This window comes from Slackia sp. CM382, from assembly GCF_000293015.1.
In the GTDB taxonomy this organism is placed as follows: domain Bacteria; phylum Actinomycetota; class Coriobacteriia; order Coriobacteriales; family Eggerthellaceae; genus Slackia; species Slackia exigua.
Genome location: NZ_ALNO01000019.1, coordinates 96,959 through 110,835 on the forward strand (window position 1 = coordinate 96,959; position 13,877 = coordinate 110,835).

General features: G+C 61.6%; 13 protein-coding genes. 6 read left to right on the forward strand and 7 right to left on the reverse strand.

Features of this window, described 5'->3' with window-relative positions; genetic code table 11:
- Positions 1–142: 142 nt before the first annotated feature.
- Genes HMPREF1155_RS08280 through HMPREF1155_RS08290 form a run of 3 tightly spaced genes read left to right on the forward strand, consistent with a single transcriptional unit; the run spans position 143 to position 3,007 of the window.
- Positions 143–1,201 carry an iron ABC transporter permease gene (locus tag HMPREF1155_RS08280; RefSeq protein WP_006362526.1) on the forward strand — a complete coding sequence of 353 codons (1,059 nt, stop codon included), beginning with the start codon at positions 143–145 and terminating at the stop codon, positions 1,199–1,201.
- 12 nt (positions 1,202–1,213) lie between these two features.
- Positions 1,214–2,221 carry an ABC transporter substrate-binding protein gene (locus HMPREF1155_RS08285; protein WP_009079310.1) on the forward strand — a complete coding sequence of 336 codons (1,008 nt, stop codon included), beginning with the start codon at positions 1,214–1,216 and terminating at the stop codon, positions 2,219–2,221.
- Between the two features lie 6 nt (positions 2,222–2,227).
- Positions 2,228–3,007 carry an ABC transporter ATP-binding protein gene (locus tag HMPREF1155_RS08290; protein ID WP_009079312.1) on the forward strand — a complete coding sequence of 260 codons (780 nt, stop codon included), beginning with the start codon at positions 2,228–2,230 and terminating at the stop codon, positions 3,005–3,007.
- 132 nt (positions 3,008–3,139) lie between these two features.
- Here HMPREF1155_RS08290 and HMPREF1155_RS08295 read toward each other — a convergent pair whose 3' ends face one another.
- The 7 genes from HMPREF1155_RS08295 to sufC all read right to left on the reverse strand — a co-directional run bounded on the left by HMPREF1155_RS08295 (position 3,140) and on the right by sufC (position 9,051).
- Complete coding sequence (locus HMPREF1155_RS08295; protein ID WP_009079258.1) at positions 3,140–3,454, reverse strand: type II toxin-antitoxin system RelE/ParE family toxin; 315 nt, start codon at positions 3,452–3,454, stop codon at positions 3,140–3,142.
- Positions 3,444–3,713, reverse strand: a complete 270-nt coding sequence (locus HMPREF1155_RS08300; RefSeq protein ID WP_009079142.1) for a hypothetical protein — start codon at positions 3,711–3,713, stop codon at positions 3,444–3,446. The genes HMPREF1155_RS08295 and HMPREF1155_RS08300 overlap by 11 nt, the downstream gene beginning before the upstream one ends.
- Before the next feature lie 148 nt (positions 3,714–3,861).
- Entirely contained in the window at positions 3,862–4,293 is a 432-nt protein-coding gene (gene sufU, locus HMPREF1155_RS08305) for a Fe-S cluster assembly sulfur transfer protein SufU (protein WP_009079249.1), read from the reverse strand.
- On the reverse strand, positions 4,286–5,539 hold the full coding sequence (locus HMPREF1155_RS08310) for an aminotransferase class V-fold PLP-dependent enzyme (protein WP_009079212.1): 1,254 nt from the start codon (positions 5,537–5,539) through the stop codon (positions 4,286–4,288). Before HMPREF1155_RS08310 ends, sufU begins: the two co-directional genes overlap by 8 nt.
- Positions 5,536–6,807 carry a SufD family Fe-S cluster assembly protein gene (locus HMPREF1155_RS08315; RefSeq protein ID WP_009079159.1) on the reverse strand — a complete coding sequence of 424 codons (1,272 nt, stop codon included), beginning with the start codon at positions 6,805–6,807 and terminating at the stop codon, positions 5,536–5,538. The genes HMPREF1155_RS08310 and HMPREF1155_RS08315 overlap by 4 nt, the downstream gene beginning before the upstream one ends.
- 1 nt (position 6,808) lies before the next feature.
- Positions 6,809–8,221, reverse strand: coding sequence for a Fe-S cluster assembly protein SufB (gene sufB / locus HMPREF1155_RS08320; RefSeq protein WP_009079236.1), 1,413 nt, complete (start codon positions 8,219–8,221; stop codon positions 6,809–6,811).
- Between the two features lie 11 nt (positions 8,222–8,232).
- Positions 8,233–9,051, reverse strand: a complete 819-nt coding sequence (gene sufC / locus HMPREF1155_RS08325) for a Fe-S cluster assembly ATPase SufC (protein WP_009079265.1) — start codon at positions 9,049–9,051, stop codon at positions 8,233–8,235.
- Positions 9,052–9,222: 171 nt separating this feature from the next.
- On the opposite strand from sufC, the gene HMPREF1155_RS08330 reads away from it, so the two are divergent.
- The 3 genes from HMPREF1155_RS08330 (at position 9,223) to glmS (ending at position 13,871) form a co-directional block, all read left to right on the forward strand.
- Positions 9,223–9,705, forward strand: a complete 483-nt coding sequence (locus HMPREF1155_RS08330) for an Rrf2 family transcriptional regulator (protein WP_009079221.1) — start codon at positions 9,223–9,225, stop codon at positions 9,703–9,705.
- Positions 9,702–11,840, forward strand: a complete 2,139-nt coding sequence (locus HMPREF1155_RS08335) for an ATP-binding domain-containing protein (protein ID WP_009079214.1) — start codon at positions 9,702–9,704, stop codon at positions 11,838–11,840. The genes HMPREF1155_RS08330 and HMPREF1155_RS08335 overlap by 4 nt, the downstream gene beginning before the upstream one ends.
- A 195-nt stretch (positions 11,841–12,035) precedes the next feature.
- A complete protein-coding gene (gene glmS, locus HMPREF1155_RS08340; RefSeq protein WP_009079358.1) occupies positions 12,036–13,871 on the forward strand; it encodes a glutamine--fructose-6-phosphate transaminase (isomerizing) in 1,836 nt (611 codons plus the stop codon).
- Positions 13,872–13,877: the final 6 nt, after the last annotated feature.

Sequence of the window (13,877 nt, forward strand, 5' to 3'; positions counted from 1 at the left end):
GGCTGCTCCATGCCGTCAGCGCTCTTTTTCGCCTAAAAAAATTAGACATGTCTAACTTTTTTAGGTCTATTGGAATAAAATAATCGAATCCGACCGTTCAGATACCTAGTTTGAAGGATGTGCGAATAAGGATGATCTGCGGATGAACCGACGTGCGGTCTTAGTGGTCATTGTGGGATCTCTGCTGTTGATCGCCTCTATATTCGCGGCCTTCGGAATCGGGCTCGCGGATATTTCGCCACGTGTTGTCCTGGAGGTTTTCTGGTGCAAGATTTCCGGAAGCCAGGGTTCGTTCAGCCCACGTGACGAAGTGATCGTTTGGGATGTCCGCGGCGCGCGCATAGTGCTCGCCGCAATCGTCGGAGCAGGTCTTTCTATTTGCGGTGCCATCATGCAAAGCCTGGTGCGCAATGTGCTGGCAGACCCGTATCTGCTGGGCACTGCATCGGGTGCGTCTGCTGGTGCAGCCCTCATCTTGGTGTTCGGAATCGGCAGCGCGTTCGGATTGGCCGGTGCGGCATTCATCGGTGCCGTCATCGCCACAGTCGCGGCGTTCGCGATCGCCTCGACGGGCGGCACCCTGACATCCAGTCGCGTGATTCTCGCGGGCATTACGATCGGTTTTGCCATGACGGCGCTCACGAACCTGATGGTTTTCGCATCCGGTGACGAAGGCGCTGCACGCTCGGTGATGTTCTGGATGCTTGGATCTCTGGCGCTTGCGAACTGGGACCAGATGCTGCTTCCGGTTCTTGCGCTGCTGGCAACGATGATCGTCGGAATGGGAATAGGATCGGGCCTGGATGCCATATCGGTCTCTGATGAAACCGCGCAGGTCAGCGGCTTTCATCCGCAACATCTGCGGATGGCGAGCATGCTTTTGATATCGGCATGCGTCGCCGTACTGGTGTCGGTGGCCGGTCAGATCGGTTTTGTGGGCCTGGTGATTCCGCATGCGGCACGCCGTTTGGTGGGCGCCACCAACAGATCCGTGATTCCCGTATCGGCGCTGCTCGGCGCGACGCTGATGGTCTGGGCGGATGTCATCGGACGAATCGCTTTCCAACCGAGGGAGATTCCTATCGGCATCATTACCGCACTGGTCGGGACCCCCGTCCTCATCGCATTGGTGCGCCGGCAGTATAGCCGAAGCGGCGGGTTGGAAACGAAAAGGAAGTCAGGGAAACAGGGAAGGGATTGAGAAAGGAAGATGATGAAAACAAGGATGATGAAGCAAGTGGGAGCAGCGTTGGCCGTCAGCGCCGTGCTTGTCGGCTGCCTTATGGGCTGTTCGAATTCTGCCGACAACTCGACTGAAGCGTCGTCGGCGTCGATGGATGCCGCGTATCCGGTGACGTATACCTACGGTGGTCGCGAAGTCACGTTCGACGAGGCTCCGAAGAAGATTCTCACTTCCGGGCCGACTTCGGCCATCTATGCGGCCGAGCTTGCAGAAAAGGGACAGTTCGCGTATCGCTCGGGCGAGTTCAAAGATCCGAATCCGGAAGCCGATGCCATGGGAGCCGAAATCATTTCGGACAGCGAGCTGAGCACCGAGAGCATTATTTCCCAAGATGTCGATCTCGTCATTACGGATACGTTTACCGGATTCGATCCTGAAAAGGTAGAAGCTGCCGGAATCAAAGTGATCATGCCGAACTCAGGCGTCGCGCACGCGAAGGCCGACGGCGCTGGATCCCTGGTGGTTCCGGAAGGGACTCCGTTCGAGCTTATCAGCAGTGATTTGCGTGAACTTGGCAAGGTGCTTGGACAGCCCGAGCGCGGCGAGCAGAAGGCCGAAGAGTTCGAACAGCAGATGGCAGAGCTCGATAAGTCGAAGCCCGGTAAGGGAAAGACCGCAGTGATGCTGTTCTACTTCTCTCCGGAATATCCCGTGATGTCGGTCAGCAATGCAAGCATCGAGGGCCAGATGATGGAGCATCTGGGACTGGAGAACATCTTCGCCAATGAAGAAGCTCCGTATCTCGAAGAGGTGAATTGGGAAGCCGTGCTTGAAAAAGATCCGGATGTGATCATCGTCAAATATGGCCGCACCGGCTCTACCTTCGAAGAGGATAAGGCTCGACTGCTCACCGAGCCGGGCGCCGATACCATGAAGGCGGTCAAGGACGGCAAGATCATCGGCATCTCCAACCACAACACCTGGCCTACGCCGGAAATGATGGATGCGATGCAGACCATTTCCGATGCTCTGAAATAGGAATTCATGGCGCTCTTCGACTGCAAAGACGTAACGTTCCGCTATGCGGGAACCCGAGAGGCAAATCCCACGCTGAGTGGGGTTTGCCTCTCTATCCCGCACGGTTGCGTCTTCGGGATAATCGGGCCGAACGGATCGGGCAAATCCACGTTCTTGAAATGCCTGTACCGTTCTTTGAACCCGACATCCGGTGATATCGTGTTCATGGACGATGCGCTGAGCAGCTACTCCACGAAGCGGCTGGCAAAACGGATGGCCGTCGTGGTGCAGACGGAATCTGCATCGATCCCGCTGACGATTCGCGAGTATGTGCGCCTTGGGCGCGCGGTGTATCGCAACGTGTTCGAAGGCTTCACCGCAAAGGATGAGTCCATTGTGGATGAGGCTCTTGCTGAGCTGGGGATAGAAGAAATCCAGAACCGTCCGATCACGGGGATAAGCGGCGGCGAATACCAGCGCACTATGTTGGCACGAGCCCTAGCTCAGCAAACCGATGTTCTTCTTCTAGACGAGCCGACGAATCATCTTGACGTTTTTCAGCAGCATAAGATCCTTCAAACCGTGCGCAAGAAGAACCTTTCGGCGGTGGTCGTCTTGCATGACTTGAATCTTGCTGCTCGGTATTGCGACTACCTGGCTGTTCTTGACGATGGTGCCGTAGTCGACACGGGCACTCCGAATGAGATACTGCGCGCGGATCTTATAGAGAAGGTTTACCGGATGTCCGCCAAGCGTTTTGTTGTGGATGACGTGCTGCAGCTCGTCATGCTGCCGCTCGAATCGTGAGGCTGCATCTAAGGTTCGGCAGGTGCGTTATCAAGGGAACTTTCAGGCTGCATGATGCATGGCGTGTTTATATTGCCAGGTCAATTTCCTGCCTTTGAACAATGGGAGAGAAATGAAGCAACGAGCTCGAGTCTAGATTCCATGAAGCACGAGATCGGCGTAGTCTTGGCTTTGATGGAAGAGATGTGCGATGACGATCATGTCGGTGCCATCTTGGAAGAAAAGGACCACGTAGCCTCCGAGCAAGACGGTGCGGTATCCCAGTCGGGCGAGAACATCCATTCTCGAGAGCCTATGTTTCACGGTGCCATCGCGTAGCTCTTCAAGGGTTTTCTCCCACTCGACAAGGAACGATTTCACCGTTGCGGAGCCGAAGCTCGAAAGATACATGACGATATCCTCCAGCTCTCGCAAAGCGGAAGGCTGGATGCGCACCTCACAGGCCATGCTTTTCCTTAAGAGCTGCGGTCGCCTCAAGTGCATCGCAATGCAGGCCTTCGGTTCGCTCGTGTTCTGAAATCATGATTCGCTCAAGCAGGCGCGCCCGTGCATCCGCTTGCTCCCACCGGGCGAAATCAGAACTCTTCACACAGACGAAGCGGTCGTAGCCGTTCTTCGTCACGATGATGGGGGACGAACTGGAAGAGACCATCTTGTCGAATGAGGCAGTGTCTCGCAAGTCTTTGATGGGAACGCACGTCGGCATACGGTCTCCTGATTCATGTCATGATAATGGGCACTATTATGACATGAATCATGCTATTTTTATACAAGAAAGGTTTTCGATCGCTTGGACATATGGGCACCGTCGTATGTATCCGCAGACGAGGCGGTCGGACTGAAGGGAAAAGCCTCTACACCTGCTCGGCAAGCATCCCTTCGAGCGTGCGCCAGGCGAGTTCGGCGCATTTGACGCGTGCGGGCATGCGCGAGATGGTTTCGAGCTCGGCGGCTTCGTCCAGATCCTCTCGGTCCTGGTCGGAAAGCTCTTTGCCCTGGACCATCCCGATGAACAGCCCGCACAGCCTTCGGGCTTCCTCAACGCTTTCGCCGGTGATGAGATCGGCCATCATGTCGGCCGACGCCTGCGAAACGGCGCAGCCATGCCCGGTGAACGCCGCTTCTTCGATCGTGCGGCCGTCATCGCCGAGGCGAAGCTTCAGCACGAGTTCGTCTCCGCAGCTCGGGTTGATTCCCTCGTGTTCATGGGTCGCGTTTTCCAGATCGTACTTGTAGTCGGGGTGGGCGTTGTGTTCCATGAGCGCGGCGGTATAGATGCTAGGCATTGAACATACTCCAAACGGTCTTGAGCGCATGAATGAGCGCATCGATATCGCGGCGCTCGTTGTAGAACGCGAATGACGCGCGGCAGCAGGACGGCACGCCGAGCCAGGTGAGAAGCGGCTGGGCGCAGTGATGTCCGGCTCTGATGGCGACGTCTTCACCGTCGAGGATGCCCGACACGTCGTGCGGGTGCACGCCCTTGACGTTGAAGCTGACCACGCCGTGATGCGCGGCCGCGTCGTCCGGCCCCACGATCTCGATGAACGGAAGCTCGGCCATCCGGCGTATGCATTCCGCCACGAGCGCGGCCTCGCGCGCCTGGATGTAGTCGAAGCCGACCGAATCGATATAGGAAAGCGCCATGCCTGCGGCATAGATTCCCGCCGCATCCTGCGTGCCGGCCTCGAACTTTTCGGGAACAGGGGACCAGACGGCATCTTCCTCGGTGACGGAATCGATCATCTCGCCGCCCGTGAGGAACGGCGGCATAGCGTCGAGCAGCTCTTTCCTGCCCCAGAGCACGCCGATGCCCATGGGACCGAAGGCCTTATGGGCGGAAAACGCGAAGAAATCGCAGCCGATCTTCTCCACGTCGACGGGCATATGGGGGACCGACTGCGCGCCGTCGACGATCATGTACGCTCCAGCCTCATGCGCCGCCTGGGCGATCCTATCGACGGGGTTGAGCACGCCGAGCACGTTCGAGATGTGCACGACGGAGACGATCTTGGTCTTCGGCCCGATCTTCGCGGCGATCTCTTCATCCGTGATGACGCCTTGGTCGTCCGGGCGCAGGTAGACGAGCGTGGCGCCTGCGGCACGGCAGGCTTGCTGCCAGGGGATGAGGTTGCTGTGGTGCTCCATGATGGAGATGCAGACCTCGTCGCCCGGTTCGAGCACGGTGGGTGCGAACGCCTTGGCCGCCATATTGAGGGCTTCCGACGCGTTGCGGCAGAAGACGATCTCGTTCGCTTCATGCGCGCCGATGAATTCCGCGGTCTTCTTGCGGGCATCGCCGATGGCCATCGTCGCTTCGAACGACAGCTTGTACAGCCCGCGCAGGGCGTTCGCGTTCATGGTCTCGTAGAACGAACGTTGGGCATCCAGCACGACGGAGGGCCGCTGGGCCGTGGCCGCCGAGTCGAGGAACGCGAGCTCGGGGTGCAGGGAAAGCAGCGGGAAATCGCAGCGGAACGGGCTGGTGGAAAGGTCGGTCGGATCGAACGCTATGCACTTGGGGCCGCTCATTGCTCGACCCCCTCGTAATCTCCGAGGAGCGTCTTGCCGAGGCGCACGACACTGGCCCTGATGGTCTCGTCGACGGCATTGATCTCGGCGTTTTCGATTTGCGCACGCGCGAACATAGCTTCGGCCGCATCGGGGGAAAGGCCGCGGCATGCCAGATAGAACTTCTGTTCAGGACGGATATGCCCGATCGTCGCGCCATGGTTGCCGGCGACGTCGTCTTCGGAGCAGAGGATGACGGGAACCGTGCGGTTGTGCGCGCCGTCATCGGCGATGAGCACCGTTTCCGATTCATGGCCGTTGGCGCCCTTACAGCCGCGGATCAGGTCGATCGTGCCGCGGAGCGTCTTGACGCTTTCGCCGGCCAGCACGCCGTTGGCGTTCAGTTCGGACATCGTGCGTTGGCCGTGATGGCGGATGACGTAGTTGAAGTCGAGCTCGTTTTCTCCGTGGCCCAGGTAGCGGGTGTCCACGTCGATGTCGGAGGAGGCGCCCCGCAGGTCGCAGGCAAGCCCCGTGTAGGATTCCCCGGCGCCCAGAACGGTATGCCTGACCTCGACCTTCGCGGACTCGTCGAGCACATAGCCCTCGTCGTCGAAACACTGCCAGGAATCGTCGGCCGTCTGGATGGTGGTCACGCGGACGACGGCGTCCTTGCCGGCGAACACGCGCAGCGTCGCACCGATGGCGCCGACTCCCTCGGTCGGGGTGTCGAAGGCGATCGCGATATCGACGTGCGCGCCCTCGTGGGCCACGACGTCGACGGCGGCCGCGTTGACCGCCCCGTCGATGCCGTTGAGGCGGACGGTCGCCGCGCCTTCGGAGCCTTCGGGGGCTTCCACGACGATGGCCTCGCCGGCGGCTTGGAGCAGGAATGCTCGCGCATCCGCGCCCATGCCCGTCTCGAACGCGGCGGCGACGGACGCTGCGCGCTCGGTTTCGGCGGCATCGATCTGATAGCGGGAATATGCCGTGTCGCGCACGCCGTCGGTGTCGTCGTCGGCTTCGCCCGCAAGATCCTGCGCGCTGACGTGCGTCGCATAGGTGCGCGCCGAAAGCGCGTCCACGGCCGTATCGAACGCATCGCCTTCAAGGCCTGTGAGCGCGACGGCGGTCACGGAAAGCGCGCTTTCGCCCTCGGGCACTTCGACGACGGCGTCATGCGCCTGGATAAGGTCGGCGGGGGTTTCTATGTCCGCGCCGTTCATGCTCAGGCGATGCCACGTGGGAGCGGGCATCGGGCTGGCGTTTTGCAGGGTAATGGCGTCCATGCTAGCCGATCGCCCCTTCCATTTCGAGTTTGATCAGGTTGTTCATTTCGACCGCGTATTCGAGCGGGAGTTCTTTGGAGACCGGGTCCGCGAAGCCGTTGACGATCATCGTGCGGGCCTCTTCCTCGGAGATGCCGCGGCTCATCAGGTAGAAGATGGTGTCGTCGCCGATGCGGCCGATCGTCGCCTCGTGTCCGATATCCACCTTCTTGCAGCGGACGTCCATCGCGGGGATGGTGTCGGATCGGGAGACGTCGTCGAGCATGAGCGACTGGCAGGAGACGCTGGCTGCGGAATCGGTCGCGTTCGGCGCGGCCACCACCGAGCTGCGGAACGTGGATACGCCGCCGCCCTTGGAGATGGACTTCGTCTCGATGGCCGCCGAGGTCTCGGGGGCCGCGAGCACGACCTTGCAGCCGGTGTCGAGGTTCTGTCCCTGGCCGGCGAAGGTGATGCCGGTGAAGGTGCAGCGGCTCTTGCGTCCTGCGAGGATGGACATCGGATACAGGTAGCCCACGTGGCTGCCGAACGACCCGGATATCCATTCCACCGAGCCGCCCTCGTCGCAGCGGGCGCGTTTGGTGTTGAGGTTGTACATGTTCTTCGACCAGTTCTCGATCGTCGAATAGCGCAGGTGGGCACCCTTGCCGATGAAGAGCTCGACCGCGCCGGCGTGGAGGTTGGCCACGTTGTACTTCGGCGCCGAGCACCCCTCGATGAAGTGCAGGTCGGCGTCATCTTCCACGATGATGAGCGTATGCTCGAACTGGCCTGCGCCCTTGGCGTTCAGACGGAAGTACGACTGCAGCGGGAAGTCAAGGCGCGTGCCCTTCGGGACGTAGACGAACGATCCTCCCGACCATACGGCGCCATGGAGCGCGGCGAACTTGTGGTCGGTGGGCGGGATGAGCGTCATGAACTTCTCGTGGATGAGCTTCTCCCATTCGGGCTCGTGCAGGGCCTCTTCGATGCCGGAGTACACGATGCCCATTTGGGCGGCGGATTCCTGCACGCTGTGATAGACGAGCTCGGAGTCGTACTGGGCGCCGACGCCCGCGAGGTAGGCGCGTTCGGCTTGAGGGATGCCCAGGCGGTCGAACGTGTTCTTCACGTCGTCGGGAAGGCTTTCCCAGTCGCTTTTCTGGTCGGTGTTGGGCTTGACGTAGGTGACGATGTTGTCCATGTCGAGCCCGGCGATCGACGGACCCCAGTCGGGGGTCGCCATGCGATGGTAGGTTTCGAGGGACTTCAGGCGGAAGTCGAGCATCCACTGCGGCTCGTCCTTGCGGCTCGAGATCTCTTCGACGATTTCAGGGGTCAGGCCGGCGTCGACGCGTTCGAAATCCTTCTCTTCGTAGCGGAAATCGTACATCGAACGGTCGATGTCGGCGACCTCGGTGCGTTTCTTAGGCATGGGGAAGCCTCCTATTCGGCGTCCGCCGCGGCGCGCTCGATGAGCGCGGCCAGGAGCTCTTCGTCATGGGATGCGGCTTCCGCTTCGGCGGCGGCGAACTGCTCGAAGCCGTTCTCGTCGATGGACTGGACCATGCTCGCATCGCCTTCGGCGATCATATGCCCGCCCATCATGACGTGGACGCGGTCGATGCTCAGGTGTTCGAGGATGCGCGTGTTGTGGGTGATGACCATCAGCGTGCCGTTGCAGCGGCGGCGGTAGGCCTCCATGCCGCGGGACACGACGCCGAGGGCATCGACGTCGAGGCCGGAGTCGGTTTCGTCGAGGATGGCGAGCTTAGGCTGAAGGAGCAGGAGCTGGAGCATCTCGACCTTCTTCTTCTCGCCGCCGGAGAAGCCGACGCCGAGCTCGCGATCGAGCCAGGCCGGATCCATGTCGAGCTCTTCGCAGAGGTCTTTCAGGAGCTTGCGGAACTGCTTGCCCTTGAGGTCGGCGCCTTCTCGGCCCGCGACGGATGCGCGCAGGAAGCTGGACAGGGGTACGCCGGGAATCTCGACCGGAGCCTGGAAGCTCAGGAAGAGCCCGGCGCGGGAGCGTTTGTCGGGGGAGAGGCCGGTGATGTCTTGGCCATCGAATTCGATCGAGCCGCCATTGACGGTGTAGACGGGATCGCCCATGACCACGTGGCCGAACGTCGACTTGCCCGTGCCGTTGGGGCCCATGAGGACATGGGTCTCACCGGCGGCGAGCTCGAGGTTGACGTTCTTCAGGATGAGCTTGTCGTCGACCGATGCGAACAGGTCGTTGATCTTGAGAAGCGGTTGCGCCATGGGAAAGCCTTTCCGGAGAGCTTTAATTCCTATAAAAATTATATGATTAAAATAAACGGACGGCTCCATATGTCAATATGGACAGCGCGCAAAAGGCGGGAAAACCCGCGTCGCGCACGACCGAAACACAATTGCTACGCATCTAGGTGCGTTTCGATCGAAGGAGCGAGGATGCTTGTCACGACGAAAGGGCGCTATGCCATGCGTCTCATGGCGGACGTCGCTCACCATTTCGAGAAAGAGGGAACGCCCCTTTCTCTGCGCGCCGTGGCCCAACGCGAAGGCATCTCGATGAAGTACCTCGAGCAGCTCGCCCGTCCACTGGTCAGGTCAGGCCTGCTCAAAAGCGTGCGCGGGAAGGGAGGCGGCTACGTGCTCGCCGAGCCGTCCGCCGCGATCCGTGCGGGCGACATCCTGCGCGCGGCCGAGGGGAACATCCTTCCCGTGTCGTCATGCGACGGCGTGACCTTCGATTGCGCGCGCATCGCCGACTGCGCTTCGGTGAAGTTCTGGATCGGCCTCGACCGCGTCATCGAGGACTACGTCGACGGCGTCATGCTGAAGGACATCATCGACGAGGGCGACGTGTTCTTCGATGTGGACAAGATCAGCCAGATCGTGGCGGCGAAGCTCTCGGAAGAAGATGCGGAATGAACGCACCGGGAAGCGCTGCGGATCCGATCTTCGTCAAAGAGCAGGAGCATCTGAGCGAGACGCATGCGAAGCTCAAGCGCATAGAGGATGCGCAGGTCGCGAAGCTTGCGAACATCATGCGCGCCGCTGCGGCGGATAAGAGCTCGATGAGCGACGATCTCGGCCTCGACACGGCCGATCTGGACCATTCCTTCGAAGCTCAGGTGGAACTCGAGGGAATGAACCAGGTCATCGACGAATACAACGCCGCGGCCCGCGTGGCTTCCGAAAACCTCTCCCGCGCGCGCCAGCTCCTTGCGCAGCCGTACTTCGCCAAGGTCGAGCTTCGGTTCAAGCCGACCGACCCGGTCAAGGACATCTATATCGGATCGACGGGCATGACCGACGAGAACCGGCGGCATTTCGTCATCGATTGGCGGTCTCCGGTCGCGGAGACGTATTACAACCGCGACATGGGGCGGACCTCGTATGAGGCGAACGGGCGCACCATCGTCGTCGATTTGGAGAACCGTCGCCAATTCGATATCGAGGCCGACCGTCTGAACGCGTACTTCGACACGTCGGTCGCGATCGAGGATCCTTTGCTGCTCGCTTCCCTCAAGAAGCACCGGTCCGCTCGGATGCAGGCCATCACGGCCACGATCCAGAAGGAGCAGAACGAGGTCATCCGCCATGAAGACGTACCGGTGCTGTTGGTCGACGGCATTGCGGGATCCGGCAAGACGTCGGTGCTGATGCAGCGCATCGCCTATCTGTTCTACCGCGAACGGGAGACGCTCGATCCGTCCGATGTGCATCTCTTCACGCCGAACCCGGTGTTCAGGCGCTATATCGACGACGTGCTTCCCCAGATGGGCGAGAGCAATCCGCATTCGACGACCTGGGCGCGGTTCGCGCGATCCCTCGGCGCGACCGATCGCGGCATGCGTGCCGACGAGCTGTCCGCGGACGACCTTGCGCGCATCGATGAAATGCTCGACGGGTTCCGCTTCGAGGTCGGCGACTTCCGTCCCGTCGTGCTTCGCACCGGACGCGCGGTGCTCACGGCTGCCCAGATCCAGGGCGTCTTCGATAAATTCGGGCGCATACCCGCGGGTCCGCGTCTGTTCGCTGCGGTCGAGGAAGAGCTTTTCGATCGCTTGACCAACCGCGTGAAGCAGGCGGCCCATACCGAATGGGCGGAAGACGAGATGCTCGGGCTCGACGAAGGCGAGCAGCGCCGCCTGTTCAACGAATACGGCGACCCTTTGTCCGACGAGGAAACGGCATCGCGCATCCGCATCTACCTGGACGACCTGCATGCCGATGCCTTCAAGACGCTCGAGACCTTCGGATGGCTCAACGTGGACCGCGTCGCGCGCCGCCTGATCGGCCGCGATAATCTGACCACGGCGGAATGGCTCTACCTTAAGACGGCCATCACGGGCATGGGGGATCCTTGGGCGCGCTACGTCATGGTGGACGAGGTGCAGGACTATACATCGGCCCAGCTCGCAGTGTTGGCGCGGTACTTCCGCTCGGCGCACTTCATGCTGCTGGGCGACGAGAATCAGGCCGTCGTCGCGCATACCGCGACCTACGGCGAGATCCGCCGCCTGTTCACGCGTGCGTTCGGGTCGGCGGATGAATGCCGGCTCATGACGAGCTATCGCTCGTCTCCCGAGATCACGGCCCTGTTCGCAGGTCTTCTGGATGCAGACGCGCGCATCGAGGTCAATTCCGTGCAGCCCGAAGGCATGGCGCCCGCGTTCGTGGAGGCGGCATCCGATGAAGCGTATGCGCAGGCCCTTTGCGAAGCGGTTCGCGATGCGCGGTCGGGCGACGGGCTCGTGGCGCTCGTGGCCCGGTCGAAGCAGGAGCTGAAGCGTATCGAGCGCATCCTGGGCGAGGACGCGCCTCGCGTCATGCGCGGCGACGAGCCCCTTCCCGAATCCGGCATGGTCGCGCTCGAGGTCTCCCTTGCGAAGGGGCTCGAATTCGACCACGTCGTCATCCCCGACGCATCGTCTTCGGCCTATCCGCCCGACGACGATATCGCGCGCCGCTGCCTCTATGTCGCCCTGTCGCGTGCGACGCGCCGCCTGACGGTCCTTTCGAAGGGTCCGGCGACCCCGCTTCTCTCGGGTCTGGCGTGATTCAGGATGTTTTCAGACGGGCAGATGGGCGCCCGTCTTCGGCGTTACAATATCCTATCGACCGAAACGCATGCGAGCCGGCTTTCACGAGGCCGTGCGCCGACGCACGTCGTCGCTTCTCGCATCGAGCCCATCGGGGCGTATTGATCCGAGCGCGTCCGCGATCGCGGAGGCGCCTGAAGGAGGAACCGTAAGATGTGCGGCATCGTTGGATACACCGGCACCTCGCAGGCCACAGATATCCTGATCGACGGCCTGAAGCGCATGGAATACCGCGGCTACGATTCCGCAGGCATCGCGGTGCAGACGGATGCGGGTCTCGTGGTCAGGCGCAAGGTGGGGAAGGTATCCGGCCTTGAAGCCATCGTCGCGTCCGAGCATATCGAAGGCACCTGCGGCATCGGGCATACGCGCTGGGCGACCCACGGCCGCCCGAGCGAGCGCAACGCGCATCCCCATACCGACTGCTCGGGACGCTTCGCCGTCGTCCATAACGGCATCATCGAAAACTTCGCCGCGCTGAAGGAAGAGCTTGCCGGGCGCGGGCACGAGTTCAGAAGCGACACCGACACCGAGGTCATCGCGCACCTGATCGAGGAGGCATACGAAGGCGATCTGCTCGATGCCGTGCGCATGGCCGCTCGCAGGCTCGTCGGCGCGTACGGCCTGGCCGTCACCTGCACGTTCGAGCCCGGCGTCATCGTGGCCGCGCGCAAGGATTCTCCGGTCATCATCGGCGCCGGCGAGACGGGCGCGATCGTGGCGAGCGATATCGTGGCCATCGTGGACGAGACGCGCGATGCCGTCGTCTTGGAGAACGATACCTTCGCGCGCATGGCCTGCGTGGACGGAGAGGTTTCAATCTCCTATCGCGACTTCGACGGCGAGGCGATCGAACCCGAGGTCATGCATGTCGACTGGGATATCTCGGCCGCCGAGCGCGGCGGGTACCCCGACTTCATGATGAAGGAGATCTTCGAGCAGCCGCGCACCATCCGCGACACCCTTGCGGGGCGCATGGTGAACGGCCATCTGAAGTTCGACGAGCTCACGCTCAATTTCGAAGAGCTCGCGGCCATCGATCGCGTCTACATCATCGCATGCGGCACCAGCTACCATGCCGGCCTCGTCGCGAAGAATCTGATAGAAGGCTGGAGCCGCATTCCGTGCGAAGTCGAGGTGGCGAGCGAATTCCGCTACCGCAACCCGATCGTCACGCCGTCCACGCTGGTCGTGGCCGTATCCCAGTCCGGCGAGACGGCCGATACGCTCGCCGCCATCCGCGACGCGCGCATCCGCGGCGCGAAGGTGTTCGGCATCACGAACGTCGTGGGCAGCCCGATCGCCCGCGAAAGCGACGGCGTCATCTACATCAAGGCGAACAAGGAAATCGCCGTGGCCGCCACCAAGAGCTTCCTCGGCCAGGTCGTCGCGCTGACGCTCCTGTCCATGCTGCTCGGCCAGGTGCGCGGTCTTCTGACGACCAAGCAGATCCGCATGCTCTTCCGCGAGCTCGCCGACACGGCGCTGCAGGTGGAAGAGATCCTGTCCGACCTCGCGCCCATCGACGAGGCGGCCGAGGCCTGCAAGGACGCGACGAGCGCCCTGTTCGTCGGGCGCGGCATCGGAGCCACGATCTGCTACGAAGGCGCCCTCAAGCTCAAGGAGGTCAGCTACCTGCACGCGGAGGCCTATGCCGCCGGCGAGATGAAGCATGGGCCGATCGCCCTGCTCGACGAGGGGTTCCCCGTCATCGCGGTGGCGACGCAGAGCCCTACGTACGACAAGGTGGTTTCCAATATCCAGGAATGCAAGGCCCGCGGCGCGCGCATCGTCGTCGTGGCCACCGAAGGCGACGAGGACATCAAGGAACACGCCGATTATGTGATCTATGTGCCGAAGGTGCGCGACTGCTTCAGCGCCGTCACGGTCAGCGTGCCGCTGCAGCTCTTCGCCCGCGCTATCGCCATCAAACGTGGCTGCGACGTTGATCAGCCTCGCAACCTGGCCAAATCGGTCACGGTCGAATAGGGGCGC